The organism is Variovorax paradoxus (assembly GCF_030811855.1).
Classification (GTDB): Bacteria; Pseudomonadota; Gammaproteobacteria; order Burkholderiales; family Burkholderiaceae_C; genus Variovorax; species Variovorax paradoxus_L.
This window is the reverse complement of sequence record NZ_JAUSRN010000005.1, coordinates 125,312-150,710: the sequence shown is the minus strand read 5'-3', so window position 1 is coordinate 150,710 and position 25,399 is coordinate 125,312. Positions and strand designations below refer to the sequence as shown.

General features: G+C 66.6%; 25 protein-coding genes. 13 read left to right on the top strand and 12 right to left on the bottom strand.

What is annotated here, in order from left to right; translation table 11 throughout:
* Nucleotides 1-3: 3 nt before the first annotated feature.
* From J2X92_RS12090 to J2X92_RS12080, 3 genes are all read left to right on the top strand, one after another.
* Nucleotides 4-1,500 carry a class I adenylate-forming enzyme family protein gene (locus J2X92_RS12090; protein WP_373424830.1) on the top strand — a complete coding sequence of 499 codons (1,497 nt, stop codon included), beginning with the start codon at nucleotides 4-6 and terminating at the stop codon, nucleotides 1,498-1,500.
* 125 nt (nucleotides 1,501-1,625) lie between these two features.
* Complete coding sequence (locus tag J2X92_RS12085; protein WP_055803992.1) at nucleotides 1,626-1,805, top strand: DUF3606 domain-containing protein; 180 nt, start codon at nucleotides 1,626-1,628, stop codon at nucleotides 1,803-1,805.
* 233 nt (nucleotides 1,806-2,038) lie between these two features.
* Nucleotides 2,039-2,716 carry a hypothetical protein gene (locus tag J2X92_RS12080; protein ID WP_307575972.1) on the top strand — a complete coding sequence of 226 codons (678 nt, stop codon included), beginning with the start codon at nucleotides 2,039-2,041 and terminating at the stop codon, nucleotides 2,714-2,716.
* Here the strand turns inward: J2X92_RS12080 and J2X92_RS12075 are convergent.
* Nucleotides 2,662-3,936 (bottom strand): DNA topoisomerase IB, encoded by a 1,275-nt coding sequence (locus tag J2X92_RS12075; protein ID WP_307575971.1) that lies wholly within the window; start codon nucleotides 3,934-3,936, stop codon nucleotides 2,662-2,664. The two genes, J2X92_RS12080 and J2X92_RS12075, sit on opposite strands and share 55 nt — an antisense overlap.
* Nucleotides 3,937-4,140: 204 nt before the next feature.
* Between J2X92_RS12075 and J2X92_RS12070 the strand changes: the two genes are divergently transcribed.
* Nucleotides 4,141-5,418, top strand: coding sequence for an aspartate carbamoyltransferase (locus tag J2X92_RS12070; protein ID WP_307575969.1), 1,278 nt, complete (start codon nucleotides 4,141-4,143; stop codon nucleotides 5,416-5,418).
* Nucleotides 5,419-5,428: 10 nt separating this feature from the next.
* Here J2X92_RS12070 and J2X92_RS12065 read toward each other — a convergent pair whose 3' ends face one another.
* Nucleotides 5,429-6,109, bottom strand: coding sequence for a TIGR02117 family protein (locus J2X92_RS12065; protein ID WP_307575968.1), 681 nt, complete (start codon nucleotides 6,107-6,109; stop codon nucleotides 5,429-5,431).
* 10 nt (nucleotides 6,110-6,119) lie between these two features.
* Nucleotides 6,120-7,370, bottom strand: a complete 1,251-nt coding sequence (locus J2X92_RS12060) for a Y-family DNA polymerase (RefSeq protein ID WP_307575967.1) — start codon at nucleotides 7,368-7,370, stop codon at nucleotides 6,120-6,122.
* Between the two features lie 123 nt (nucleotides 7,371-7,493).
* On the opposite strand from J2X92_RS12060, the gene J2X92_RS12055 reads away from it, so the two are divergent.
* Nucleotides 7,494-8,333, top strand: coding sequence for an RNase A-like domain-containing protein (locus J2X92_RS12055; RefSeq protein WP_307575965.1), 840 nt, complete (start codon nucleotides 7,494-7,496; stop codon nucleotides 8,331-8,333).
* 21 nt (nucleotides 8,334-8,354) lie between these two features.
* Here the strand turns inward: J2X92_RS12055 and J2X92_RS12050 are convergent, their stop codons facing one another.
* Nucleotides 8,355-8,984: a hypothetical protein gene (locus J2X92_RS12050; RefSeq protein WP_307575963.1), complete on the bottom strand. Its 630-nt coding sequence runs from the start codon at nucleotides 8,982-8,984 to the stop codon at nucleotides 8,355-8,357.
* A gap of 104 nt (nucleotides 8,985-9,088) precedes the next feature.
* Entirely contained in the window at nucleotides 9,089-9,706 is a 618-nt protein-coding gene (locus tag J2X92_RS12045; protein WP_307575961.1) for a YiiX family permuted papain-like enzyme, read from the bottom strand.
* A 59-nt stretch (nucleotides 9,707-9,765) separates the two neighbouring features.
* On the opposite strand from J2X92_RS12045, the gene J2X92_RS12040 reads away from it, so the two are divergent.
* Complete coding sequence (locus tag J2X92_RS12040) at nucleotides 9,766-10,329, top strand: putative glycolipid-binding domain-containing protein (protein ID WP_307575959.1); 564 nt, start codon at nucleotides 9,766-9,768, stop codon at nucleotides 10,327-10,329.
* A gap of 55 nt (nucleotides 10,330-10,384) precedes the next feature.
* Nucleotides 10,385-11,740, top strand: a complete 1,356-nt coding sequence (locus tag J2X92_RS12035) for a hypothetical protein (protein ID WP_307575957.1) — start codon at nucleotides 10,385-10,387, stop codon at nucleotides 11,738-11,740.
* A gap of 26 nt (nucleotides 11,741-11,766) precedes the next feature.
* On the opposite strand, the gene J2X92_RS12030 is transcribed toward J2X92_RS12035, so the two are convergent.
* The 3 genes from J2X92_RS12030 to J2X92_RS12020 all read right to left on the bottom strand — a co-directional run bounded on the left by J2X92_RS12030 (nucleotide 11,767) and on the right by J2X92_RS12020 (nucleotide 14,580).
* Nucleotides 11,767-12,924, bottom strand: a complete 1,158-nt coding sequence (locus tag J2X92_RS12030) for an alpha-hydroxy acid oxidase (RefSeq protein ID WP_307575956.1) — start codon at nucleotides 12,922-12,924, stop codon at nucleotides 11,767-11,769.
* 142 nt (nucleotides 12,925-13,066) lie between these two features.
* Nucleotides 13,067-13,951, bottom strand: a complete 885-nt coding sequence (locus tag J2X92_RS12025; protein WP_307575954.1) for a LysR substrate-binding domain-containing protein — start codon at nucleotides 13,949-13,951, stop codon at nucleotides 13,067-13,069.
* 47 nt (nucleotides 13,952-13,998) lie between these two features.
* Entirely contained in the window at nucleotides 13,999-14,580 is a 582-nt protein-coding gene (locus tag J2X92_RS12020) for a TetR/AcrR family transcriptional regulator (protein WP_307575952.1), read from the bottom strand.
* Between the two features lie 85 nt (nucleotides 14,581-14,665).
* Between J2X92_RS12020 and J2X92_RS12015 the strand changes: the two genes are divergently transcribed.
* Together J2X92_RS12015 and cynS are read left to right on the top strand one after the other, a co-directional pair.
* Nucleotides 14,666-15,088, top strand: a complete 423-nt coding sequence (locus J2X92_RS12015; protein WP_307575950.1) for a nuclear transport factor 2 family protein — start codon at nucleotides 14,666-14,668, stop codon at nucleotides 15,086-15,088.
* Nucleotides 15,089-15,160: 72 nt separating this feature from the next.
* Nucleotides 15,161-15,604, top strand: a complete 444-nt coding sequence (gene cynS / locus J2X92_RS12010; RefSeq protein ID WP_215246153.1) for a cyanase — start codon at nucleotides 15,161-15,163, stop codon at nucleotides 15,602-15,604.
* 10 nt (nucleotides 15,605-15,614) lie between these two features.
* On the opposite strand, the gene J2X92_RS12005 is transcribed toward cynS, so the two are convergent.
* Together J2X92_RS12005 and J2X92_RS12000 are read right to left on the bottom strand one after the other, a co-directional pair.
* Nucleotides 15,615-16,364, bottom strand: coding sequence for an SDR family oxidoreductase (locus J2X92_RS12005; RefSeq protein ID WP_307575948.1), 750 nt, complete (start codon nucleotides 16,362-16,364; stop codon nucleotides 15,615-15,617).
* Between the two features lie 173 nt (nucleotides 16,365-16,537).
* Nucleotides 16,538-17,128 (bottom strand): NADPH-dependent FMN reductase, encoded by a 591-nt coding sequence (locus J2X92_RS12000; protein WP_307575946.1) that lies wholly within the window; start codon nucleotides 17,126-17,128, stop codon nucleotides 16,538-16,540.
* A gap of 158 nt (nucleotides 17,129-17,286) precedes the next feature.
* On the opposite strand from J2X92_RS12000, the gene J2X92_RS11995 reads away from it, so the two are divergent.
* Entirely contained in the window at nucleotides 17,287-18,042 is a 756-nt protein-coding gene (locus tag J2X92_RS11995; RefSeq protein WP_307575945.1) for a hypothetical protein, read from the top strand.
* A 26-nt stretch (nucleotides 18,043-18,068) separates the two neighbouring features.
* Here the strand turns inward: J2X92_RS11995 and J2X92_RS11990 are convergent, their stop codons facing one another.
* Both J2X92_RS11990 and J2X92_RS11985 read right to left on the bottom strand, forming a co-directional pair.
* Complete coding sequence (locus tag J2X92_RS11990; RefSeq protein WP_307575943.1) at nucleotides 18,069-19,352, bottom strand: CynX/NimT family MFS transporter; 1,284 nt, start codon at nucleotides 19,350-19,352, stop codon at nucleotides 18,069-18,071.
* Nucleotides 19,349-20,041: a FadR/GntR family transcriptional regulator gene (locus J2X92_RS11985; RefSeq protein ID WP_307575941.1), complete on the bottom strand. Its 693-nt coding sequence runs from the start codon at nucleotides 20,039-20,041 to the stop codon at nucleotides 19,349-19,351. Before J2X92_RS11985 ends, J2X92_RS11990 begins: the two co-directional genes overlap by 4 nt.
* Nucleotides 20,042-20,360: 319 nt before the next feature.
* Between J2X92_RS11985 and J2X92_RS11980 the strand changes: the two genes are divergently transcribed.
* From J2X92_RS11980 to J2X92_RS11970, 3 genes are all read left to right on the top strand, one after another.
* The gene (locus tag J2X92_RS11980) at nucleotides 20,361-21,254 is read left to right on the top strand and encodes a LysR family transcriptional regulator (protein ID WP_307575939.1); all 894 of its coding nucleotides are present in this window, start codon (nucleotides 20,361-20,363) and stop codon (nucleotides 21,252-21,254) included.
* Nucleotides 21,255-21,710: 456 nt separating this feature from the next.
* A complete protein-coding gene (locus J2X92_RS11975; RefSeq protein ID WP_307575937.1) occupies nucleotides 21,711-22,301 on the top strand; it encodes a hypothetical protein in 591 nt (196 codons plus the stop codon).
* A 144-nt stretch (nucleotides 22,302-22,445) separates the two neighbouring features.
* Entirely contained in the window at nucleotides 22,446-25,352 is a 2,907-nt protein-coding gene (locus tag J2X92_RS11970; protein WP_307575935.1) for a beta strand repeat-containing protein, read from the top strand.
* Nucleotides 25,353-25,399: the final 47 nt, after the last annotated feature.

Here is a 25,399-nt window from a genome sequence, read left to right as displayed (position 1 = left end):
CCAATGGCACCCATGCGAATCCACGAACTGCTGGAGGCGCGTGCCTCGCGCACGCCTGCGGAAGTCTTTCTTTTCGAACCGACGGGCTCCGTGTCGTACGCCGGGTTGCAGGCCATGGCCGAGGCGGCCACGCAAGACCTGCTGGCTGCCGGCGTGCGGCCGACCGATCGCGTGCTGCTGGTGGCCGAGAACTGCGCCGCGCACATTGCTCTGCTCATGGCGTGCAGCCGCGTCGGTGCGTGGTCGTGCGGCGTCAACGCGCGCATGTCGCCCGGAGAGATCGCGGCCATTGCAGAGCGCGCCGACGCGCGGCTGCGCTACTTCACGGCGGAGGCCTCGGACGCCGCACGCCAACATGCGAGCCGTGCCGGTGCGGTGCCCTCGGCACTGCCCGGCGTGATGCGCTCGGCAGTACGCGCCGACGCCAGGCCGGAGACCGATCCGGCGCTGGCCGACACGGCCGCCATCATCTTCACCTCGGGCACTTCAGGCACGCCGAAGGGCGTGATGGTGTCGCACCACGGGCTGCTGCATTTCGGACGCGTGTCGGCCCGCGCTCGCTCGCTGGGCGAACGCGATCGCGTCTACGCTTTTCTGCCGATGACGCACATCTTCGGCATTGGCACGGTGCTCGTTGCCGCGCTCACCGGTGGCGCCGCGCTGGTGCTGCGCGCGAGCTTCTCGCCGGCCGACATGCTGCACGCACTGGAACACGAGGAGGTGTCGAACCTCCTCGGGCCGCCCACGATGTATGCGCGCCTCCTGGCCCACATCGAGGCGGAGCGCATCGTGCCGCGCTTTCCGGCGCTTCGCTATGTGTATACCGGCTCGGCGCCGCTCGACCTGGGACTCAAGCAGCGCGTCGAGGCGCTGTTCGGCCAGCCGCTGCACTACGGCTACGGCCTGTCGGAATACGCCGGCTCGGTGTTCCTCACGCGGGTCGAGGCGCCGCGCGCGGACACGGCGGCGGGCTATGCGGTCGAAGGCGGCGAGGCGCGCATCGTGGGCCCCGATGGAAAGGATCTCGCGCCCGGTGAAACGGGCGAGATCTGGATGCGCGGGCCTGGCCTGATGCTGGGCTACTTTCGCGATGCCGCGGCCACCGCGCAGGTTATGCGCCGGGGAGGCTGGTATGCGAGCGGCGACCTCGGTCGCTTCGACGCGGACGGCGCGCTGTTCGTGGTCGGGCGGCTCAAGGAAATGATCATCCGCTCGGGCTTCAACGTGTATCCCGCCGAGATCGAAACCGTGATCGGCCGCTTTGCAGGCGTGCACCTTTGCGCGGTGGTGGGCGTGCCCGAGGTCGACGGCAACGAGCAGATCGTCGCCTTTCTCGAGATGAAGCCCGGTGCGGCGCTGGACGAGGCCGCGTTGCGCGCTTACCTGGCGGAGCATCTTTCGCCCTACAAGCGGCCTGCACGCATCGAAATCATCGACGCGATGCCCACCACCGCCAACGGCAAGGTGCTCAAGCGCGAGCTGCAGGCGCGCTGCGGGTAGGGCGTCACCACGCCTCGCGCCGGTTTCGGACATTTCCTGCAAGGAGCCGCGCCGCCGTCCGCCAGTTCTGAAGAGCATGGGCGCGCATCGTTCCTGCATCGTTCAGAAAATACAGGAAGCACGCCATGGCAGACGATCTGAGCAAGCGCGGCCCGCAGGACCAGACCCGCATCAATGTCAACGAGCCGCACGAGGTGCGCTATTGGACCCAGACGCTGGGCGTGACCGAGGCGCAGCTGCGCTCGGCCGTCGCAGCCGCGGGCGTCCAAGTAAAAGACGTGCGCGTCTATCTCGGTAAACCCTGACCCATCTGCGGCCATTGGTTGCGGGTCTGCACGCCCGCGCTCGGCCTCGGGGCCTCGATCCGTAGGTGCGCTCCTACACCCGGCCATGGAGGGGGGCCCGATACTTCTTGCCATCTCCCTCGCTTCAGGACGCGCAAAGTGAACGTGCCCATTGCCGACCATAGATTCGCAGGCCGCGGCAGCCTGCACGCCTGCCCACAGCGCGAGGCAAAGCCTTCGGGTCCCGCCGCGCAATGAAGGCCTCGCCCGGAGCCCGCAGCTGGATTGCCGCCGGCGTGCGCCATGAACTCCTCACCCGCGCCTTGCCGGCCTTGCGGCACGACATGGCCGCGCCGGTGTCGGTGATACGCATGGCATTGCTGATGCTCAAGCGCCAGATAGGCGCGCCGGCCATCGACGCCGCGGCCTGCGAGGAACGCGTCGCGCTCATCGACAACCAGGTGTCCGAGCTGGTGGAGGGCATCCGCTCGCTGCGCGACTGGGAGCTGGCCACGGTGGACGACGGCATCACGCGCAGCGCACTGGTGGCGCAGTGCGTGGGCCTGATGCGTGCGGCCTTCGACATGCATGGCGTGGCGCTCGATGTCGATACCGCGCTCGAGCCGCAGCCGAACGAGTCCCGTCGCCCCCAGGGGGCCGCGCTGCGCTACCTGTTGCTGGGCGCGCTCGGCTACCTGCACGATGGCGCCTCCGATGCCGGTGCGATCCGCATCGAGGCCGATGGCGACGATGCGCTGCGGCTGAGTGCCCTGCCGCGCGAGTCCAGCGGCGTGAGCCCGGTGCTCGACGCGCACCGTGCACCGCGCGCGCTGGCCATCGATGCGATTGCGCTGCAGAGCTTGGCCGAAGACCTCGGCTACACCGTGGCGCTGGAGCGTGACAGCGTGCGGTTTCCGCTCGCCACCGGCTGAAGTTTTCGCGATTCTTTTTTATCGGGCAGCGTGGGCTTTGCGCTTGGCTTGGCACTTGCCTTGCGTGCCTTGCCGAGCTCACCTAGCTCGCGCGCCTGGGCCTGCCGATGCATCCGCAAGAAGGCGAGCAGCCGCTGTTCCGCCGCGTGGAGTCCGCGCGTCTTGCTTCCCGCGGTACGGGCCGTCATTTTTCGCAGCACCTCCGACGAAGCATCTTCATCGTCGCCCGCGAGCGCACTGCCGAGTGCCAGTACGGCCGGATGAACGTAGGCCTTCTTGCACACCGCGGGTGTGTTGCCGAGCTGCTTTGCAACCGCGGCCAGGATCTCCTTGGCGCTGTAGCGGCTGCCATCGGCAGCGGTACGGCCCGGCTCACACGCGAGCCGCGTGAGTTCCAGTGCCTGCACCGTGCCGTGCCAGGTGCGAAAATCCTTCGCGGTGAAGCGCTCGCCCGGCGAAGCTCCGGCGATGTAGTCGTTCACGTCGGTGGACGACACGCTGCGGAGCTGGCCGTCTTCTTCCTGGTACTGGAACAGCGCCTGGCCCGGCAGCTGCTGGCACTGTCGCACCACCTTCGCCACGCGCGGATCGTCGAGCAGGGCCTCGTGCATCACGCCGCTCTTGCCCCGAAAGCGCAGCCGGAGCGCCCCTCCCCGAACCGCCGCGTGCCGGTTGCGCAGCGTGGTAAGGCCAAATGAACCATTGCTGCTCGCGTACTCCTCGTTGCCAACGCGCAGCAGCGTGGTGTCGAGCAGTCGCACCAGCGCTGCCAGCACCTGCTGCCGTCCGGGGGGCGCCGTTGCCGTGCCCGTGCCTTCCTGCAGGTCGCGCGCCACGCGGGCGCGAATGCGCGGCAGCGCGAGCCCGAAGGCCTCCAGGCGCTCGAACTTGGTCTCGTCCTTGAAGAGCCGCCAGTCGGCGTGGTAGCGGTACTGCTTGCGGCCCCGCGCATCGAAGCCGGTGGCCTGGAGGTGGCCGTTGGGCAGCGGGCAGATCCAGACATCGGTGTAGGCCGGCGGAATCGCCAGCATCCGGATGCGCGAGAGCTCGTCCGCATCGCGGACCCAACGGCCCTCTGTGTCGCGGTAGCGAAAGCGCTCGCCCTGTTTCAAGCGCCGGATGCCCGGCATGTCCGGATTCACATAGACCAGGCCGTTGGCGATCGGCGTCGGCTTCGACGGCGGCGAGTCTGGTGGAAGCGGATTGGAGCGAGCCGGCATGTGAGTTGCGTGGTGGGTACCCGCAGCTTGTGCCCGCACGGGCAATCGCCGCCTGTAGGACGCTGCAATCGCCCCTGGTGCGAAGGGAGCTCTTTGTTCTTCCTGGACAGCACCTGGACCCGGCCGGCGGGCTCGTGGCGATGAATATACGCAATGAGTAAATTTTCTCGCAGAAATTTAACGCGTAGCGTATATTCGAGACCAATGAGCCAACAAGACACCCTGCGCGATGCAATGCGCCGCCTCAATCTCACCCGCGACGCATTCTCCGAACGCCTGGGTGTGCGCCGGCGGGCGCTCGACACCTGGTTGCTGCCAGCTGATTCCGGCGAGTCGCGCGCCATGCCGGAAATGGTGGGCAAATTCGTCGCGGAAATCCTGCAGCGCGAGGCTCAGGCCAACGCCGCCGCGGACGATCGGCCTCTTGTGCAGCGCATTGCGGCGGAGGGCCGGCCCCACCTCTTGTCGGTCGCGCAGTTTGATCGCGACAGCCTGGAAGCCCTGTTCCAGGTCGCCGACATCATGCAGCCTATCGCGCGGCGCCAGAAGGTCACGCGCGTGCTGGAAGGCGCGGTGCTCGGCAGCCTTTTCTTCGAGGCGAGTACCCGCACCCGTGTGAGCTTCGGCGCGGCCTTCTGCCGGCTGGGCGGCACGGTATGCGACACCACGGGATTCACCTTCTCTTCGATGGCGAAGGGCGAGTCGATCTACGACACCAGCCGCGTGATGAGCGGCTATGTCGATGCGCTGGTGGTGCGGCACCCAGAACAGGGTTCGGTCGCCGAGTTCGCACGTGCAACCAACATTCCGGTCATCAATGCCGGCGATGGGCCAGGCGAGCATCCGAGCCAGGCCATCCTCGATCTGTACACCATCCAGCGCGAGTTCTCGCGCATGGGCAAGCTGGTCGACGGCACACACGTGGCAATGGTCGGCGACCTGAAATACGGCCGCACGGTGCATTCGCTGATCCGGCTGCTGTCGCTCTACCGCGGGCTGAAATTCACGCTCATCGCGCCGCCGTCGCTCGAGATGCCGGCCTATCTGCTGGACCTGGTGGCGCGCAATGGCCATGTGATCGAGCAGACGCAGTCGCTCGAAGAGGGGCTGCGCGGCGCGGACGTGGTCTATGCCACTCGCATCCAGAAGGAACGCTTTGCAGGCGAGGAGATCGAGGGCTACACGCCCGAGTTCCAGATTCGCAAGGCACTGGTGGACACGCTCTGCAAGCCCGACACCATCCTCATGCACCCGCTGCCGCGCGACGGGCGTCCAGGCGCGAACGACCTGAGCATCGACTTGAACCATGATCCGCGGCTGGCAATTTTCCGGCAGACGGACAACGGCATCCCGGTGCGCATGGCGCTGTTTGCGGTGCTGATGGGCGTGGAGCACCAGGTGGCGCGCTCGATGCGCGATGCGGGCTGGCGCTCGCCTGCCCACATCGGGCCGGACGATGCAGACTTCGACGGTCTGGACTGATTGGCAAGGCTCAGGGAGCAGCAGGTTGCAGGTGCCACACGACGTTGAAGTCGAACGGTGTCCAGCGGCTCACCGTGACGCCCGCACCCCGCAGGCCGCGGCCGGTCCAGGTGTTGCAGGTTTCGAAGAGGTGATAGCCGCCTTCGGCTTCATAGAAGGCGTCGTCGTTGCTGTAGTGCGCGCCCGCAATGGGCACCGCGCGGCCCGAGGGTAGCGAGGCCTGCACGTAGTCCACTAGCTGCGCGTACTGCGCCCGCGAGAGCGGCAGGTCGTAGGCGCCGTGCCGCAGCTGCGCGCGGCGCAGGTAGGTCACGTGCAGCAGCGCGCGATTGCCGCCGAGCATGGCGCCGAAAGCGCGCGATGCGGTCAGGTCGCCCCAGGTCGGCGTGTTCAGGTAGAACTCGCGGTCGCCCCAGCCGATGGCGATGAATTCAGCATCGGGCGGCACGGCCTTGAAGTGCGCGAACGGAAAGAGCTGACGCCAGTCGATGGCCGCCGAATGGATCGGAAAAACCAGATCCGTGTGCACGCCGTTGCTCAGCACCCAGGCCTCCACCTCTGCGGTAGGCGCGGATGGCGCTCTTGCATTGGCCGGCCAGAGCATCAGCGCACAGGCAACCGCCACGTACAGCGCCGCCGCAACCATGAACCCCAGCAGCGTGAATGCGAACCGCCGGAGCCAGCGTTTCATCACGGCCTTTTTAGAAGAGCGACGCCGTGGTCGAGGCCGCCTCCGCGGACGCACGCGAGCTCGTGCCCCCGGCGGCGAGCGCCAGCGCCTCGGGGCTTCCCGCCTTGGCGAGCGCACCCACGCGCACGCCCAGCAGGCGCAGCGGCCGCTCCAGCGGCACGCGCTTCAGGCACAGTCCGCCGATTTGTCGAATCGTCTTGCCGTCGGCGGTGAAGCGGTCGATGGTCTGGTCGCGCGTGGCAATCTTGAAATCGTCATAGCGCAGCTTGATGCCGATGGTCTTGCCCACGTAGCCCTTGCGCTGCAGGTCTTCGGCCAGCTTCTCGCACAGGTGGGTGAAGATGGCGCCAAGCTCGGCGCGGTCGCGCACGGCATGCAGGTCGCGGTCGAAGGTGGTCTCGCGGCTCATCGACACGGGCTCGCTTTCGGTCACCACCGGCCGGTCGTCGCGGCCCCAGGCCACCTCGTGCATCCACGCGCCTGTGGACTTTCCGAAATTCTGGATCAGCCAGTCGCGATCGCGTGCCGCGAGTTCGCCCACCGTCTCGATGCCGAAGCGCTTGAGCTTCTCGTCGGCCTTGGGGCCGATGCCGTTCACCTTGCGGCAGGGCAGCGGCCAGATGCGTGCCTCCAGGTCGTTCTCGTAGACCACGGAGATGCCGTTGGGCTTGTTGAATTCGCTTGCCATCTTGGCGATGAGCTTGTTGGGCGCCACGCCGATCGAGCAGGTGAGGCCAGTCGCGTCGAAGATCGCCTTTTGAATCAACCGCGCCAGCGAGCGTCCGCCATCGCGCTGGCCGCCCGGTACGTCGGTGAAATCGATGTACACCTCGTCCACGCCCCGGTCTTCCATGAGCGGCGCGACCTCCCGGATGATCTCTTTGAAGGCGCGCGAATACTTGCGGATCTCGTCGAAGTCCACCGGCAGGATGATGGCCTGCGGGCACAGCTTGGCGGCCTTCATGAGCCCCATGGCCGAGCCCACGCCGAACTGCCGCGCCGGGTAGGTGGCGGTCGTGATCACGCCGCGGCCTGCGTAGTCTCTTAGGCGAGGAAAGGCGTCGATCGGAATGTCGGCCAGCGTGCCGCCTTCGGGTACGTGGCGGATTGCGTCGTCCACGCCGCGCCGCCCGCCGCCAATCACCACCGGCAGCCCCTTGAGCTGCGGATAGCGGAGCAGCTCGACCGACGCGAAGAAGGCGTCCATGTCGAGGTGCGCGATGCGGCGGATCGGGGGCTTGGTCACGGGCTGGGAACTCACGGCTGCGATTGTCTCGCGGCCGGGCCGCCTCTGCCCGTGGCGGCACGCATGCCAGAATGCGCCCGACCACGGTTTTTGACCGTCCGATGGCATGGGAAAGCATGGCAAGGAAAGGGTTTGGGCATGGATGACGAAGTCGAGGGATTGAGCATCGCGCTGACGCCGGTGCAAATGGCGGCGGTGCTGGGCGGGCAGGACGTGCCCGAATCCGCGAGCCTGAGCAACCGGCTCTGGGGGACCGTCGGGCTGGTGGGCGGAGTGGTGGAACTGGTCGGTGCCGGCGTGCTCTGCCTGGCGCCCGAGCCCACCATGGTGACCAAGGCCGGATGCGTGGTGCTGGGCGTGCACGGCTACGATACCTTGGCAACATCGAGCCGCCAGGTCTGGACCGGCACTCCGCAGCGCACGGCTACCGCCGTCACTGCCAGTTCCGCGGCCGAGGCGCTGGGCGCCTCGCGCGAAACGGCCGACGGCATCGGGCTTGCGGTGGACGTGGCGGTGCCGCTGGTCGTGGCTTCGGGGCTGGGGGCTGCCCGCATCGTCGCCGTCATGCGCGGCGGTCGCATCCGGTTGGCCGAGCATGAAGCCGCCGCCGGATCGAGGCTCGGCGGCCACACCATGGCAAGACACGTCGGGCAGACCGACGCGCAACTGCTGGCCAGGGTTCGCACCGCCACCCGGGCCGGCCCCAAGGCGGTGTCCACCTTTGCCGACCTGGCCACTGCGGAACGCGCCATCACCGAAACGCTGCGTGCCAACGCGGCCGCGGTGCGCGCATGGTCGCGCGGAGCGGCCGCGGGCAGCAAGTCGCCCGAGCTCGAACACGTGCTGGGCTATGTGGTGGGTCGGGGCGTGCAGTTCGGCAGCACGGCCGTCAATGACCTCTCCGGCGTGCGCATCATCCTCAAGATGGAAAGCTACAACGGCAAGGTGTTCTACATCCTCACGGCCTATCCGATCTGAGCCATGCGGCGCTGCGGAGGCCTACGGAAAAGAAGGAGCCTCGCCCGTGGTCCACACGTCGGCACCGAGTTCCTTTGCGAGACGGGCCACAAGCTTTGCGGTGCGCTCGCGCAGCGGGGCGATCCGGTCCTGCAGGCCGGCACGAGGCAACGCAACGGCCTGGCCGGGTTCATCATCATCGTCAGAATCGGGGTCACTCTCTCGGATGTAGAGCGTTCCGTCGCGGGCCCAGACCTCCACCGCCCAGCCCTGGTCCTGGTCGGCGAAGATCATGCCTTGCTCATTCCCCGCCACGGCGGAGAGGAAGTGGTCCATGGTGGCGAAGGTGTCGTACCAGGGGAACGACAGGTGAACGTCCGCCTCCTCGTTGTCGAGCCGCAGATCCATCCAGAAGTATTGGCGCACCTGGTGGAGTTTCAATGCGTGCCGCCGGGCCAGCGCGGCTACCCGGCCGTAGTACGTGGCAAGTTCAGCTTCGTGCCCGACGGCCTCCGAGGTGCGCGCCAGCAAGCGCGAGGCGCGCGGGAATTCGGGCAGCGCGAGCGGCTCGGGCTGACGACCCGGCGCAGGATGAAACTCGTCCCACAAATGAAACGCGATCTCGGGCTCCAGCGAGTCGATCGGCTTGGCATCGGCGAACCAGGGTTCCACTTGCGCGCTCCTCTGAATGGTCGGGCAGACGATGTTAGCCCCTGTCGGGGCTCGGCATGTTTCGACTGCGACTGAGCTCGTAAGCCGCCAGCCGCAGATCGGGCTCAGCGCGTCTCCACCGTCGTCAATAGCGGCGAGTCGAACATCGCCACCGGCGAGATCACGGGCTCGTCCATCGGCACCTTGTCGCCGTAGCGCTCGCGCATCTTGGCGCGCACCGCGGGGTCGTCCAGGTTGAAGCTGCGAATCTTCTGCAGCTCGCCGATGCGCACGCCCAGTGCGCGTTGGTAGAGCTTCCACACGAGTTCGGAGCAGTAGATGCGCTGGTCCGACCATTCGAAAGTCAGGTCATAGGGGCGGCCTTCGTAGTCCGCGGAGCCCGCATGCAGGCGGGCCACGGCGCCGGGTGTCAGCAGCGCGTCCGCGTTGCGCAGCCGCTTTGCCACGTAGTGCCCGCCGTTGCCGCGCGCCGTCCACTGCGCCAGCGGCGTGTAGCGCACCGTCGACACCGCCTCGAACACATAGGGCTTGCCGCCGCGCAGCAGCACGATGCCCATGTGGCTGTAGCGCGAGCCGGTGGCGCGCTGCACCGCCAGGCTCTGGGCTGAGCGCGAGGTATGGAAGACGATGTCGCCGTCTTTCAGCGCGGCGTGGGCTGGTGCGGCGGCGGCCGACAGAACGGACAGCAGCAGGGCGACCACGGGGAGGTGAATCTTCTTCATGATCCGGGGCATTGTGACAAGGCTTGCCTGTTGCGCCCGCTGGGGTCATCATCCGCGCCATGCAAACCGTCGCTTCCATCCTGTGGCGCAGGCTCGATGCACCGGGCCACGACGCCTGCCGGCTCGAGCGCAACGCAACCGCGTGGCAGCTCGACGGCTCTGCCGTGTTCCGCCTGGAGGACCACCGCATTGCGCAACTGCACTACCGCGTGCGCTGCGACACGCACTGGCACACGCAATGGGGCACCGTCCGTGGCTGGCTCGGTGGCAGCGCCATCGACCTGTCCATTGCCCGCGATGCGCGCGGCCACTGGAAGCTCAACGACGAAGCGGTGGCGGACCTGTCGCATTGCGTCGACCTCGACCTGGGCTTCACTCCCGCCACCAATCTGCTGCAGCTGCGCCGGCTCAACCTGTCGAAAGGCGAAGGAGCCGACGCGCGAGCGGCCTGGGTCGACCTGGACGGCGGCGGCGTGCTCAGCGAATTGAACCAGCGCTATGAGCGGACTGCGGACGACGCGTACGCCTACGATGCCAAGCGCTTCGACTATGCAGCGGCGCTGCGCGTGACGCAGGACGGCTTCGTGTGCGACTACCCGGGCCTTTGGATTGCCGAGGCGTAGCAGCGTCGTCGAATTGCGACGGTCCGTCGCCGCGGAAATCGGAGCAAAGGCATCGATGAGGCTCAGCGGCAAACCGCTTCTTCGCACCTTCGCTCTTGGGCTGCTCGGCTCCATGGCCACGGCGGCCGCCCATGCCGCCTCCTGGGAACCCAAGCCCACGGCGTGCCCTGCGCCAGTACCTTCGCAAACGCGTTGCTATACCGGCGAAGACACTGCCGGCGCGTTCTACTGGATCGCCATTCCGCAGACGTGGAACCGCGTGCTTGTGATGCATGCCCATGGCGGCCCCGAAACTGGTCCGCCCAAGCTCGCACGCAGCGAGGAAGACCTCAAGCGCTGGGCAGTGACGGTGAAGGCCGGCTACGCGTGGGCCGGCTCCACCTACCGCCGCGGCGGCTACGGCGTCACCATGGCCGCCGAGGACACCGAGCGCCTGCGCCGCATCTTCGTGCAGCGGTTTGGCGTACCGCGCCGCACGCTGCTGCATGGCCAGAGCTACGGCGCCGGCGTGGCCGCAAAGGCCGTCGAACTCTATGCGCCGTTGGGCGATGCGAAGAGCCCGTACGACGGCCTGCTGCTCACCAGCGGCGTGCTCGGCGGCGGCAACAGCGCCTACGATTTCCGGCTCGAACTGCGCGTGATCTACCAGTACGTGTGCCGCAACCATCCAAAGCCCGACGAGCCGCAATACCCGTTGTGGCAGGGCCTCCCCATGGAGTCGAAGCTCACGCGCGCCGAACTGGCTGCACGCGTCAAGGAATGCACCGGTGTCGGCGTGCCCGCCACGCAGCGCACGCCCGAGCAGGCCGCGCGCCTCAAGACCATCCTGTCAGTGGTCAAGATCCAGGAGCGCTCGCTGCAGGGCCACCTGAACTGGGCTACCTGGCTGTTTCAGGACCTGGTGCAGCGGCGCTTGAATGGCAGCAATCCCTTCGGCAACATCGGCGTGGTCTACCAGGGCTCGGCGGACGATGCGGCGCTCAACGCCGGTGTGGCGCGCTATGCCGCCGATCCGCAGGCCAAGGGTGCTCTTGCCGCCGACAGCCAGCCCACCGGCCGCACCGCGTTGCCCACCGTGGCCCTGCACGGCATCGACGATCCCACGGCTTTCGTTGAACTCGAGAGCGCCTACCGGCGCATTCGCGATGCCGCGGGAACGGGCGACACGCTGGTGCAGAGCTTCAGCGCCGAGCGCGAGCACAGCTACCTGAGCGATTCGGAATACCCGGCGCTTTTCAACGCATTGATGGACTGGATCGACAAGGGCGAGAAGCCCACGCCCGCAAGCCTGGCGCAACGTTGCGCGGCGCTGATGCCGCGCTACGACACCGACGGCAAGAACGGCTGCCACATCAAGCCCGAATGGCAGGCGCCCGCGCTCGAAACCCGCGTGCCTGCGCGGGCTCCCTGATTTATTCAACTGCGAGCCCGAAGGGCTCAGAACGTACCCGGCAGCAGGATGCTCGAATCCACGTTCTCGATATCGGTGCGGCCGCAGAAAGCCATGGTGATGTCGAGTTCCTTGTGGATGATCTGCAGCGCGCGCGTCACGCCCGCTTGGCCGTAGGCGCCCAGGCCATACAGAAAGCTGCGGCCGATGAGCGTGCCGCGGGCGCCGAGTGCGCGGGCCTTGAGAACGTCCTGGCCGCTGCGGATGCCGCCGTCCATCCACACCTCGATCTCGCTTCCTACGGCATCGACGATGGCGGGCAGCGCGGCAATGGAGGAGGGCGCGCCATCGAGCTGTCGACCGCCGTGGTTGGAGACGACGAGCGCATCGGCGCCGCTGGACGCGGCAAGGCGCGCGTCTTCCACGTCCATGATGCCCTTGAGGATCAGCTTGCCGCCCCAGCGCTTCTTGATCCATTCGACGTCGGCCCAGCTCAGCGCCGGGTCGAACTGCTCGGCCGTCCACGACGACAGCGAGGACAGGTCTTTCACGCCCTTCGCATGGCCCGCGATGTTGCCAAAGGTGCGGCGCTTGGTGCCCAGCATGCCCATGCACCAGTGCGGCTTGGTCGCCAGGTTGATCATGTTGGCGATGGTCGGCTTGGGCGGCGTCGAGAGGCCGTTCTTGATGTCCTTGTGGCGCTGGCCGAGGATCTGCAGGTCGAGCGTGAGCTGCAGCGCCGACACGTTCGCGGCGCGCGCGCGCTCGATCAGCCGCTCGATGAAGTCGCGGTCCTTCATGACGTAGAGCTGAAACCAGAACGGATGCCGGCCGGTGTGCTCGGCAATATCCTCGAGCGAGCAGATGCTCATGGTCGACAGCGTGAACGGAATGCCGAAGGCCTTGGCCGCACGCGCGCCCAGAATCTCGCCGTCGGCATGCTGCATGCCGGTGAGGCCGGTGGGCGCAATGGCCACCGGCATGGCCACGTCCTGGCCGATCATGGTGGAGCGCGTCGAGCGTCCCTCCATGTTCACGGCCACGCGCTGGCGCAGCTTGATCTTGTGGAAATCGCTCTCGTTGGCGCGGTAGGTGCTTTCGGTCCATGCGCCCGAATCGGCGTAGTCGTAGAACATTCTCGGCACGCGCCGCTTGGCGACCACCCGAAGGTCTTCGATGCAGGTGATCTTGGAAAGGTCTGGCACGAGGCGGTCTCCTGGAGTGTGTTCTGTCGTTTGTTGTTTGCAGGGCCGACCATGATGGGCAGGCCCGCCGCGGCCCGAGTGTGATTCGCGCCGCCTCGGCTCAGCTGAAAATTACCCGGTCCGCGGCTGAAAAGAATTCAGGTCAATCGCGCAGCGCCTGGCGCAGCCACTCGGCAAAGGTCGCGCACTCCCATCGCTCCATGGCACCTGGGCGCCAGCAGATGAAGTAGGCGTTGGGCGAGGGCACGCTGCGCGGCGAAAGCCGCACGAGGCGGCCGCTGTCGAGCCACGCGCTGCCGAGCTTCAGGTGCATGAGCACCACGCCGAAATCTTCGGCCGCCGCATCGAGCGCCAGGCCCAGGTCATTGAACTGGTGGCCCGTGGCTGGCTCCGGCAGGCCGATGCCGCAGGCCTTGAACCAGGTGCGCCAGGATTCCAGCGGCGTGCGCAGCAGCTGGGCGCGCGAGACTTCCGCATCGGTGGCAAAGCCATCGAAAGGACCGTGCCGCTCCAGGTAGGCCGGGCTGCACACCGGAGAGACCTCATCGGCCAGAAGCTGGAAAAACTCGCGGTCATGAAAAGGACCGGTGCCGAAGCGCAGCTCGATGTCGGCTTCCTCGGCCGTCATGTTGCGCACCGGCGTGGTCACCTGCAGCATCAGCTCGATGTTCGGATAAGCATCGCGGAACACGGCCAGCCGGGGCAGCAGCATCTGTCGCGAGAAAGTGGGCGTCACGGCCACGCGCAGCCGCCGCACCTGCGATGCGGGCTCGCGGCCGGGCACCTGCTGCAGCGCGGCAATGGCCTCGCGCACGCGGGCCAGGTAAGCCACCCCTTCGGCGCTCAGGCTGAAGTCGTTGCCCGCAAAGAACTTGAGTTCAAGCAGCGTCTCGAGCTGGCGGATGCGATGGCTCACCGCACTGGGCGTCACGCTGAGCTCTTCCGCCGCAAGGTTCACGCTGCGCAGCCGCGCCACCGCCTCGAAGGCCTGCAGGCCCTGGGTCGAGGGGAGTCGGGTCGATGCCATTGATGTTGGTATTTGCTGGCTGGATGTTATCGGGTTGCCGGTGTCCTTTACGCCGCGGCCAGTGCCGCAAGCAGGCGCCGGAGGTCGTCCACGGCCTCGCGTGCCAGGGCCATGTCGCCCATCTGCGCCTTGACGATGGCGCCGTCCACGCCAAGCGCTGCGGCTTGTGCAAGTGCCATGCGAGAAGACGGAGCCCCGGGCAGCAAGCCGGCAATGACCTCCACCATTTCGCGCTTGTGTTCGCGTGCGCGTTCGGCCGCGCCCTCTACGCTGCCGCCCACCTCGGCCACCGAGTTGATGAAGGCGCAGCCGCGAAACGCCGGGTCGGCAAACCATTCGGCCATCACGTCGGCGAGCAACAGCAAGGCCCCGGCATCGCCCACACGGTCATGCGCGCCGCGGCGTCCCAGTGCGTCGACGAACCAGGCCATCCACCGCGCGTGGCGGTGGTCGAGGAACTCGCGCACCAGGTCGTCCTTCGAGGGGAAGTGCCGATAGAAGGTGACCTTGGTCACGCCCGATTCGGCAATGACACGGTCGATGCCGGTGGCTCGGATCCCGTCGGCATAGAAGAGGTCGTGCGCCGTGTGCAGGATGCGCTCGCGCGCGGGCAGTGCGGAGATGTCCATGGCGCTATTGTAGGTTGGTAGACAGAGCTGTCTACATGTGGCACATTGCGCACCTTCGCCATTTTTCATCCGACGAAAGAACGCCATGGAATCCCGCCCACCGCTGCCTCCCTTCACGCTTGAAAGCGCAACGAAGAAAGTCCAGGCCGCCGAAGACGCCTGGAACACGCGCGACCCGGTGCGTGTGAGCCTGGCCTACACGCCAGACACTGAATGGCGCAACCGCGCCGACTTCGTCAACGGACGCGAGCAGGTGGTCGAGTTCCTCACCCGGAAGTGGGAGCGCGAGCACGACTACCGTCTGAAGAAGCAGCTCTGGGCCTTCATGGACAACCGCATTGCGGTGCGCTTCGAATACGAATGGCACGACGAGGCTGGTCAGTGGTTTCGCAGTCACGGCAACGAGAACTGGGAGTTCGCCGAGAACGGATTGATGCAGCGGCGCTATGCGAGTATCAACGACCAGCCCATCGAGGAGTCGGAGCGCAAGTTCCGGTGGGATCGCTGAGGACCAATCAGGAACATTTGTTGCTTGCCTACTTCCACTTCGCCCATCCAATTCAATCAGGAGCCAGCCCGCATGAACCGCAACGACGTCACCGAGAAGATCATCACCGTGAAGGTGTCCAAGGGCATCCAGTGGGCCGACGTGGCCAAGAAGGTGGGCCTCTCGAAAGAGTGGACCACCGCCGCATGCCTCGGCCAGATGACGCTCGACGACAAGCAGGCGAAGATCATCGGCAAGATCTTCGGCCTCACGGTCGAAGAGCAGAAGTGGCTCCAGGTGGTGCCCTACAAGGGCTCGCTGCCCACGCCGGTGCCGACCGATCCGCTCATCTACCGCTGGTACGAGGTGGTGAGCGTGTATGGCACCACCATCAAGGAACTGATCCACGAAGAATTCGGCGACGGCATCATGAGCGCCATCGATTTCAGCATGGACATCCAGCGCCAGGCCGACCCCAAGGGCGACCGCGTCAACGTGGTGCTGTCGGGCAAGTTCCTGCCGTACAAGACCTACTGACGCGGCCCGGTCACAACGCGTGCTCGGCCGGCCGCGGACGCCATGCCGGTCGCCGCGGCGCCGAGATGCTGCTGCCCTCGATGGCGCCCGCGATCGAGCGGGCCACAGCTTCCACCGGCACCGCGATGCGCCGCCGCGTGACCATGCGCTCGAACGAGCTGCAGGCCGAGATGCGATCGGCCAGAGTGCGGTCTGCCTCGCTCACGTCGGGGCGCACGACCGTCACGCGCACGCGGCCCGCATGCTCCTGCCGCAGCCCTTCCGAGATCGCGTCGACCGCGTACTGCGTGCCGCAGTACACCGCCGAGTTCGGCGACACGCCATGCACGGGCACCGGCGCCACGTTGACGATATGCCCCCACCCCTGCTCCTGCATCGTCGGCAGCACTGCCGCAATGCCCAGCAGCACGCCGCGCAGGTTCACGTCGATCATCAGTTCCCACTCCTCGACCTTGCGCGTCCACAGCGGCGAGAGCGGCATGACGCCCGCGGCGTTCACCAGCACGTCGATGCGGTCGTGGGTCTCGAGCGCGAACTCGGCAAAGGCTTCCACGTCGGGCCGAAAGGTGACGTCGAGCCGCTGAAAGCTCGCCGTGCCGCCGGCGGCCGTGATGTCATTGGCCAACGCCTCGAGCCGATCCGTGCGGCGTGCGCCGAGCACTACCTTGGCGCCGCGGCGTGCCAGCAGCCGCGCGACCGCTTCGCCGATGCCACCGCTAGCGCCCGTGATGAGGACGACTTTTTCCTGGATTGCGCTCATGAGAAACTCCTCGTGCGGGTGGGTGTGAACCATGGCGCAACGCAGCGCCGGGCATGGAGACAAGTCTCGCGCGGATGGGGCTCCAGGCGTTATCCGGATCGAGCAAGGTTCTTGCCTGATCCTGCAGACGTGGGGCCGGCCGGGCGCCGCCGGGGGGGCTGGCCGGGCGCCGATCAATAGGGCGGTGCCTTTCGTTCCCGCTGCGTGCGCGCCGCCTCGGTCCACCAGGCCAGGTCATCGGCGAATCGCCCGAACGAGCGCTCGAGCGATTCGCCCGGGCCGCCGATGGGCTTGCCTGCGGCATCCAGCGTCTGCGAAATGGGCCCGACGGCCAGCGTGCTCGAGATGACGACCATTCCCATCTCGGACAGGATCGAATGCCACAAGGTGCCCGAGCGCACGCCGGAGAAACGCCCTGCGGAATAGCTGGCGACGGCGGCGGGACGCCAGAACCATTCCTCGAGGAAGTGGTCGGTGAGGTTCTTCAAGCCGGGCTGCGGGCCCCAGTTGTATTCGCCGGTCACGAAGACGAAGGCGTCGGCGCCGCGTATCTTCTGCGCCAGCGCTTCCATCGCCGCGGGCGCGGTACCCTGGGCATACTCCTTGTACATGCGGTCGAGCATCGGCAGGCCGACGGCCTGGGAGTCGATCAATTCGGCCTCGGCGCCACGCGCGTTGAGGCCGGCTACCACGTAGTCCGCCAGGCGAATGCCCATGCGATCCGATCGATACGAGCCATAGAACACCAGGATCTTGTCAGCCATCTTCGCTCCGTTCGAGAGGCCAGGGCGGCCACGCAGCGAAGGCTACAACATCGAGGCCATCGCTCATTCGGGAATTTGGGCGCACTTTTTTTGCAGCAGTCTGGCTACCATTCCTGTTTATGAAAAAGCCACCGCCAGCCCTTCGCTTCGCTGCCTCGATGCTCGCCCTGTTGCTGGCTAGCCATGTCTTCGCAGCGCCCGCCGCGCAGCCGTTCGACGCGGTCAAGAAGCCGGAGTCCGTCGATCCTGAATGGCGCCCCCGTCTGTGTGCGCTGCTGCCGCAGCCTTGCAATCCGCAATCCCTCGGGTTGTACCGGCCGCGTGGCGCTGCTTCAGGGGACTACGCGGTGATATCCGACGAACCGCTGGCCATGGCGATGGTGCGCATCAAGCGCGGCGCAGATTCAAGAACCTGGCAGCTCGGGCGCCTGTATGACTTCAGCAGCTATGCCGCTGTATTGAAGAAAGAAGGGGGTGGCACGCCCGAGACGCGTGTTTCGCTCGCTCCGGCCCTCTACCCGTTGGCCGAAGGGCAATGGGCCGTGGCGGTGCTTCAGACGGTGTCCGAGATGTACTCGGGCGGCGGCGCTTCGTTCACCAAGGCCGACTTCGTTCCGCTCGACGAGAGCAAGGCTGCGTACGAAGACATTCCCTTTTCCTGCTCGAAGATGGTCCGTGCCTGCTTCAGCGAAAAGGAATACAAGCAGTCGAAGCACTGCCATGACGAGAGCAGCGGCAGCCTGCGCATTGCCTACGGTGAACCCGCCACGCCCGGCGAGCCCTACAACTGGCAATACACCTGGCTGCAAAACGAATGGCCGGCACACACACCGGCGAGCGCCGCGACCACCACGCGCCTGCACTTTGCCGCCAGGACCACCGAACGCGCGGGGTTCTGCGGCGGACCGCAGTAGCAGTCTGCCGCCTTCCTTTCTCTTCGTCAGCGCTGCGGAACCGTGACCGCGCCCACGTGCATGGTGCGCCCCGCGCCAATTCCCGCCGTCACCAGCGCGATGCCCAGCCCGATGAAAAGCCATGACGACGCGCGGAAGCTGCCGGTCCATCCATGCAGCAGGCCGGCCAACAGGGGCCCGAACGCCGCCACGACATAACCCACGCCCTGAGCCATGCCCGAGAGATGCGCAGCCACGTGCGAATCGGGCGAGCGCAGCACGATCATCGTGAGCGCCAGCGCAAAGGTGCCGCCCTGTGCAATGCCCAGCAGCACGGCCCACAACCACACGCCGCCCAGAGGCGCGAACAGCATGGCCAGCATCGCAATCACGGTGAGCGTGGCCAGGACCACCGCCAGGCCGCGCTGGTTGCGCAGTTTCACTGCAACGGCTGGCACCACGAGGCAGGTCACCACCTGTGTCATGACCGACAGCGACACCACGTAGCCGGCCGTCTCGCCGCCGAGGCCGCGCTCGCGCAGGATGGGTGCGAGCCATCCCATCACGATGTACGCCAGGGCCGATTGCAGTCCCATGAAGAACGTGACCTGCCATGCCAGCCGGTCGCGCCACAGCCCGCGCACGGTGAAGCCCGATTCGCTGGCCACCGGCTTCAGCGGCAGCGCCTGCGGAGCCCAGATCAGCGTGACCAGCAACGCCGGCGCCGCCCACATGGCGAGCGCGTAGGTCCAGCTTCCGCCGAGCGCATGCTGGATCGGCACGGTGACGCCCGCGGCGCTGGCCGCGCCGCCGCAGACGGCCATGGTGTACAGGCCCATCATCAGCGCCGCCTGCTTGGCGAAATCGCGCTTCACCAACCCGGAGAGCAGCACGTTCGACACCGCGATGCCGCTGCCCGCGATGGCCGAGGCCAGGAACAGCAGCGGGATGTTGCCCGTGCCGCGCAGCAGCGTGCCCACCAGGATGAGCACCATGCAGGCAAGCAGCGTGCGCTCGGTTCCAAAGCGCCGGCCAAGGCCCGGCGCAAGCGGCGCGAACACCCCCAGGCAGACGATGGGCAGCGTGGTCAAAAGGCTCGCGGCGGTGGCGGACAGGCCGGTGGCCGCAATGATCTCGGGCAGCACCACCGACAGGCTGGCGAACACCGGCCGCAGGTTGAAGGCGATCAGCACCACGCTGGCGCCCAGCAGGATGCGCCGCGCCAGGCTGCCCGCGGGCGTGGCGCGCGGCGCGGGCAGGCTGTCGACCTCAGCGTCGATCAGCAGTTCGTCAGCGGCCGCGCGGCCCGCCCGGAAGGGCACCGCGCTCATCGGACCGGCTCCACTTCGTCCCGCGCCAGCGCATCGATCATCGGCGACATGAACGCGCGCACCGCCTCCGCGGCGCGGTCGGCGTTGCGGCTCGCAATGGCCTCGACGATGGCGATGTGCGCGGCCGTGTCGGGTTCCGGCAGGCCGGCGTTCATCGTGCTGGCGATGGTCTCCTTGACGTAGCCGGCGATGAAGCGGCAGGTCTCGGCCAGCGCCAGGTTTCCCGAGATGTCGACGATGGCCATGTGAAAGGCCAGGTCGCGCTCGATGAAGCTTGCGCCACCGTCATTGGCGTCGGGCACGCCGCGTTTCTGGAGCAACGCCTTCAGGTTGCGCAGGTCCTTGGCCGTGTGGCGCAGCGCTGCCAGCCGCGCGGCCTCGACCTCGAGTGCGCGGCGCACCTCGAATTGGTCTCGAAGGCTCGCGCGCCGCATCTTCTGCAGGCTGAGCGAGGGGTCGAAGCCGGAGCGCACGTAGGTGCCGGAGCCCTGCCGCACTTCGAGCAGGCCGCGCGACACCAGTGTCTTGACGGCTTCGCGCACGGTGCCGCGGCTCACGCCCAGCAACTGGGCCAGTTGCGGTTCGATCGGAATGCGAGACCCGACGGTCCACCGGCCGGCGGCGATCTCGGCGCGGATGCTGTCGGCGGCACTGTCGGCCAGGGAGGTGCGGGGAGCTTGGAGGAGCATATGAATAAGAAAGGCCTAATTCATTGAATCATTGGACGAATTTTCGTGCAGGTGCATTGTCGCAGTCGTCGGCAGGGGTTTGGGGATGGGCGCACTGATCGTTCAGCCAAGGCTCACTTTCAGCCTCAGTCCCGGGGCTTCTGCAAGCGCGATTTCACAATTGCTGCTGAATGGTGAACTATTCCCGGATCGGTGGAACGGTGTTGCAACGGTTAACCATTCCTGTTTTATCGTCCGAACAGGTACGAAACGCCGCTGCGCTAATTGCGGATGGATGGAACGTTCATGAAGAAAATAAACAAGGCTGCCAGAAGTTGAAATGAAAGATTTTTCTTTGTCGGACGTCCGGCTTTTCACCAAAGCCGCCCAGCTCGGAGGACTGACTCCGGCAGCCGATGTGTTGAACGTGCCCAAGGCGTCCGCATCGCGCCAACTTCAGCGGCTGGAGGCAACGGTCGGGCACCAGCTGCTGCATCGCGGCTCCACGCGCTTCGCGCTCACGGAGGAGGGCCGGGAGTTTCTGATCGCAGCCCAGCATGTGCTGACCATCCTTGATGACGTCATGCTGAACCTGTCCTCGGACAGTGGTACGGTGGGCGGGCGTCTGCGCGTGGCGGTCCCTCATTACTACGGCAGGGAGCTGCTCGGCGCGCACTTGCCCGGTTTCATGGCTGCCTATCCGCAACTCGAGGTCGTGGTCGAAACGGGCAACGACCAAGCCGACCTGTTTCGCGACGAAGCCGATGTGGCCATCCGGCGCGGACGGGAGGGCTGCGACGAGATGGTGGCGCGCCATCTCAAGAACGAGCCGATGGTGCTGTGCGCTGCCCCGGACTACCTCGCAGCGCACCCCCCCATCGGGGGTGTGTCCGATTTGGCTACTCACGCTTTCTTGGTCACCGAGGGCGAAGGGCGCAATAAGGAAATCAGCCTTTCGACTGCGGGAAAAATCCATCGGGTGCGCACGGGCAGCGTATTCCAATCGGACGATCTCGAATTGATCTTGAAATTGACGTTAGCCGCCAAGGGAATCGGGCTGGTCCCTCTGGCAATCGCCGAGGCGCATATAGAAAGCGGACTTCTGGTTCACGTGTTGCCGTCGTTCAAATTGAAGCCGCAGGAAATCAATCTTGTCTATTTGCCGTCCCGCCGCAATTCTCCGAAGATCAAGGTCTTTGTCGACTACGTCTTGAATATTTTCAAGATTTCTTGATTCGGGCAGGACGTCCGGCTCGCAACCGCCAAGCCCGGTATGGGCTTTTTTCCCATTTTTCTATTGCATCCCGGCGAACGCCGTGCGGGGGGCTCATGCCCGCTCCCATGGACTCCCGAGGGAAAAGCATAGTCCCGCGGCCTCCGGTTGTCGTAACCGGAACTGTTGTTTCGAATGGACAGTTGTCGCTTCCGGCTGGTACCAAAGTATCAGTTTTGGTCTACACTTCGTAACCAAAACTAGATATTTGTTAACAGTTGATCCGACTGACCGCGACAGAGAAATCGCAGCAGTCCAGCGACTAGTGCCGAAACGATGCAAATCGGAAAGCGCTGATCGCGCGTCCAAATGCTGGCGCTTGCAATGCCAGCAATTCCTCTCCGCGGCCCGAGCCGCTTAATTCATTGCCGGCATGCGCCGGGGTGAACTCCTGTGTGTCTTGAATCTGGAGCAACCATGTCCACTAAAAAACTGACTCAAATCCTGAATTGCAACATTTCCGGCGTTGCGTGCGCGTTCGTCCTCGCCGGGCTGACCGGTTTCGCCGGCGCTGCCGCGGCCCAGTCCGTACCCGCCGCCTCCGAAGCCGCCCAGAAGAAGGCCGTTGCCGTCGTTCTCACCCAGTCCAAGGTCGTGAGGGACGCGCAGGGCAGGGAACAGCTGGTGGACGCGAGCTCCGTCAAGCCCGGCGATGTCGTCGAATACCGGGTCACCTACACCAACAACACCGGCAAGCCGGTCACCGGCCTCGTGGCGGATCTTCCGATTCCCGAAGGCCTGGAATACCAGCCGCGCAGCGCCAAGCCGGGCTCTGGCCTGATGCAGGCCGCGACCAAGGACGCCGTCTTCGGCTCCGAGCCGCTGATGCGCAAGGCCGCTGGCAACAAGGCCGAGCCAGTGCCCTATGCCGACTACCGGTCGCTGCGCTGGACGCTGGGCCAGTTGCCTGCCAACGGCAGCACCGCCGTGAGCGCGCGCGCCAAGGTCGAGGTGGTCGTGCCGCCACCCGCCGTGGCGGTGCAGGCCGCTTCCGGCGCTGCGCGCTGATCCGGCGCTTCCCCCGTCCGTCTGTGCCACCCGTGCCATCCGATTCTTTCGAGTGCAACCCGATCGCCGCGTTTTCGAGCAACGAAACACGGCAGCCGGGTTTTTCCTGTTCCTGACCTTTTTTGATAACCGAGGAGAAACCACGTGATTTCCACCCTGCCAACCCGGCGCAGCATCGGCCTCAGGCCGTCTGCGTCGTGGGCCGGCGCCGCAGCCTTGACGCTGGGCTTCCTGTTCGGAAGTTCGACCGCACTGGCCGCTGCACCACCAGCCAATACCGTTATTGGCAACCAGGCTTCGGCCACGTATTCCGACGCGGCCGGCACCACCCAGCTGGCCACGTCCAACCTGGTCCAGACCACGGTTCAGCAGGTGGGGTCGTTCACGCTCGACTCGGTCAACCAGGTCACGACGGCCATCGTCAACACCAAGATCGGCGCGGCAGGCTCCATCGTCTACGCACCGCACACGTTGACCAACACCGGTAACGGCACTGACACCTTCACGCTGACGGTCGATGCCGACACCGACAAGTTCTCCAAGGTCGAGGTCTACCCCGACGCCAACGGCGACGGCGTGCCCGACGGCACCACCCCGCTGTGCACGGTTGCAGCCGCAGGCGTTTGCAGCGTGCCTGCACAGAGCGTGGCCGGCAACAACGGCGTGTTCCGCTTCGTCGTGGCCTACACGATCCCCGGCACGGCCACCAGCGGCGCCGGCGCTTTCGACACGGCGACCATCACCGCCACCCCGGGTACCGCGGCGCTGTACACGGCGCCGAATACCTCGGCGGCCGACAAGGACCAGATCACGCTGACGACGGCGGCGGCGTTCAACGTCACCAAGTCGATCGGCATTCCGTCCGTGGCCGGTCCGGGCAACGGCGCCTGGCCGACCGCGACCAACGGCGGTCCGCGCTCGACCTCGACAACTTGCGCCACGACCTGGTCGGCCGGCCTCGCTTCCAGCGCGACCTGCCAGTACACGGTCTATACGCTCACCTTCAACAACACGGGCGGCGCAGCGGGCAGATTTGCGATGTCCGACACGCTGCCAAGCGGCATGACCTACGTCGCGGGTTCTGCGGTGTGGAGCAGCTTGCCTGGCAAGGGCTTGGTCAACGGCGACATCCCCGCCACTCAACCTGGCATCGACTTTCAGGCCAGCGGCAACACCGTGAATGCCGTGATCAAGTCGCTGGGTCAGAACGTGACGCAGACCGTGAGCTTCGTGGTGCTGGTGAACAGCACAGCCGCGATTGGCACGTCCACCACCACCAACGTGGGCCAGTTCAATCCGGCGGATTCGCCCACGGCCACCGCGGCGGCCATTGGCACCCTTGGCTCCAGCACCAACCCGTCGGCCTACACGGTCGTGGCGAGCTACAGCATCGCGGTGGGTACCAACCCGTCGACCGCCGCCACCGCTGTCGACACGACGGCCGGCACGCCCAACGGCACCGCTGCCGACCTGACCACGCGTTCTTCGGTCGTGGCTGGCGGCAGCGTCAAGTTCGCGCAGTCCGTGTTCAACGCGGGCACCGGTACCGACACCGTGAACCTCACGATTGCGGCAGGCACCTTCCCGGCGGGCACGACCTTCGTGCTGTTCGCGGCCGACGGCGTCACGCCGCTGCTCGACACCACCGGTGACGGCGTGCCCGACACCGGCCCGATCGCGGCTGGCGGCAGCGTCAACATCGTGGTGCAGGCCAACGTGCCCTCCGCCACGGCGGTGGGTGCCGGTCCGTTCTCGGCCACGGTGACGGGTCGCTCTGCGGGCGACACCACCAAGATCGACGCCACGCTCGACACGGTGACCATCGTCGTCGGTTCGCTGGTCGACCTGACCAACACGGCCGCCGGTACGGGCACAGGCTCGGCAGCAGGCGGCGACTTGGGTCCCGGCCCGAGCCCGAACCCGACCACGACCAACGCGACCGCGGCCGGCACCGGCACCGTGTTCGCGCTGTTCGTGAAGAACAACGACTCGGTCAACAACACCTACAACCTGGCTGCCAGCCAGTCGACCAGCTTCCCCGGCACCTTGCCGAGCGGCTGGACGGTGAAGTTCGTGGCCTCGGGCGGCACTTGCGCATCGGCAGCGATCACCAGCGTGGCCGTCAACGCCGGCGCACAAGCGCAAGTCGCTGCCTGCGTGACGCCGTCTGCCACGCAGTCGCCTGTCACCGCACAGAAGGTCTACTTCCAGGTACAGTCCACCGCCGTCGCTTCGACCGGTGTGATCGTGTCCGACACGAAGACCGACGCCGTAACCGTGACCGCTGCACAGACGCTGAGCGCAACGCTCTCGCCGAACAACAGCGGCCAGCTCGCGCCGGGCGGCACCGTGGTGTACCCGCACACGCTGACCAACACCGGCAACCAGAGCTGCGGTGCGTACACGCTGACGGCCACCGTGCCGGCGGCCGACGCCAGTCTCGGCTGGACCACCGCGATCTACCTGGACGTCAACGGTGACGGCCAGATCGACGCGGGCGACACGTTGGTGACCGGCCCGCAAGCCGGCCCGCTGGCCGTGGGCGCGTCGCAGAAGCTGCTGGTGCGCGTCTTCGCACCGGGCGGCGCCAGCGCCGGCGCAACCGACACCACGACCGTGACCGCGACCTTCACCGACGCGGCGAGCTGCGGCGCACCGTCGGCCACCGACATCAGTACCGTGATCACCGGCCAGATCCGCGTCCTCAAGACGCAGGCAGCCGACGTCACCTGCGATGGCGTCGCAGACGGCGCGTTCGCGGCAGCTCCGCTGTCGCTGAAGCCCGGCCAGTGCATCGTCTACAAGGTCGTCGCCACCAACGAAGGCACGGCATCGGTCACCAACATCGCCATCAACGATGCGGTGCCTGCGTACACCTCGCTGAGCGCCACGCAACCCACGGCCGCAACGCAATGCACCTCGACCGGCGTGAGCGGCACAGCACTCGTCTACGCGCAGACCGCCACTGCGGTGAGCTGCGGCAGCGCCGCCAACTCCGTGGCCCCGAGCGGCACGGCCACGCTGACCTTCGCCGTGAAGATCAACCAGTAACGACAAGGGTTTGAGTCGCTGGCGGGCCTCGGGGTCCGCCGGCTTTC

Bases quoted from the DNA above. Each gene is read 5' to 3' on its own strand.
- J2X92_RS11975 (WP_307575937.1), top strand. From the start codon at position 21,711: ATGTCCACTAAAAAACTGACTCAAATCCTGAATTGCAACATTTCCGGC.
- J2X92_RS12025 (WP_307575954.1), bottom strand. From the start codon at position 13,951: ATGGCATCGACCCGACTCCCCTCGACCCAGGGCCTGCAGGCCTTCGAG.
- J2X92_RS11990 (WP_307575943.1), bottom strand. From the start codon at position 19,352: ATGAGCGCGGTGCCCTTCCGGGCGGGCCGCGCGGCCGCTGACGAACTG.
- J2X92_RS12070 (WP_307575969.1), top strand. From the start codon at position 4,141: ATGAGCCAACAAGACACCCTGCGCGATGCAATGCGCCGCCTCAATCTC.
- J2X92_RS12075 (WP_307575971.1), bottom strand. From the start codon at position 3,936: ATGCCGGCTCGCTCCAATCCGCTTCCACCAGACTCGCCGCCGTCGAAG.
- J2X92_RS12040 (WP_307575959.1), top strand. From the start codon at position 9,766: ATGCAAACCGTCGCTTCCATCCTGTGGCGCAGGCTCGATGCACCGGGC.
- J2X92_RS12085 (WP_055803992.1), top strand. From the start codon at position 1,626: ATGGCAGACGATCTGAGCAAGCGCGGCCCGCAGGACCAGACCCGCATC.
- J2X92_RS12080 (WP_307575972.1), top strand. From the start codon at position 2,039: ATGAAGGCCTCGCCCGGAGCCCGCAGCTGGATTGCCGCCGGCGTGCGC.
- J2X92_RS12000 (WP_307575946.1), bottom strand. From the start codon at position 17,128: ATGGCTGACAAGATCCTGGTGTTCTATGGCTCGTATCGATCGGATCGC.
- J2X92_RS12015 (WP_307575950.1), top strand. From the start codon at position 14,666: ATGGAATCCCGCCCACCGCTGCCTCCCTTCACGCTTGAAAGCGCAACG.
- J2X92_RS12055 (WP_307575965.1), top strand. From the start codon at position 7,494: ATGGATGACGAAGTCGAGGGATTGAGCATCGCGCTGACGCCGGTGCAA.
- J2X92_RS11980 (WP_307575939.1), top strand. From the start codon at position 20,361: ATGAAAGATTTTTCTTTGTCGGACGTCCGGCTTTTCACCAAAGCCGCC.
- J2X92_RS12090 (WP_373424830.1), top strand. From the start codon at position 4: ATGGCACCCATGCGAATCCACGAACTGCTGGAGGCGCGTGCCTCGCGC.
- J2X92_RS12035 (WP_307575957.1), top strand. From the start codon at position 10,385: ATGAGGCTCAGCGGCAAACCGCTTCTTCGCACCTTCGCTCTTGGGCTG.
- J2X92_RS12065 (WP_307575968.1), bottom strand. From the start codon at position 6,109: ATGAAACGCTGGCTCCGGCGGTTCGCATTCACGCTGCTGGGGTTCATG.
- cynS (WP_215246153.1), top strand. From the start codon at position 15,161: ATGAACCGCAACGACGTCACCGAGAAGATCATCACCGTGAAGGTGTCC.
- J2X92_RS12020 (WP_307575952.1), bottom strand. From the start codon at position 14,580: ATGGACATCTCCGCACTGCCCGCGCGCGAGCGCATCCTGCACACGGCG.
- J2X92_RS12005 (WP_307575948.1), bottom strand. From the start codon at position 16,364: ATGAGCGCAATCCAGGAAAAAGTCGTCCTCATCACGGGCGCTAGCGGT.
- J2X92_RS12045 (WP_307575961.1), bottom strand. From the start codon at position 9,706: ATGAAGAAGATTCACCTCCCCGTGGTCGCCCTGCTGCTGTCCGTTCTG.
- J2X92_RS11995 (WP_307575945.1), top strand. From the start codon at position 17,287: ATGCTCGCCCTGTTGCTGGCTAGCCATGTCTTCGCAGCGCCCGCCGCG.
- J2X92_RS11985 (WP_307575941.1), bottom strand. From the start codon at position 20,041: ATGCTCCTCCAAGCTCCCCGCACCTCCCTGGCCGACAGTGCCGCCGAC.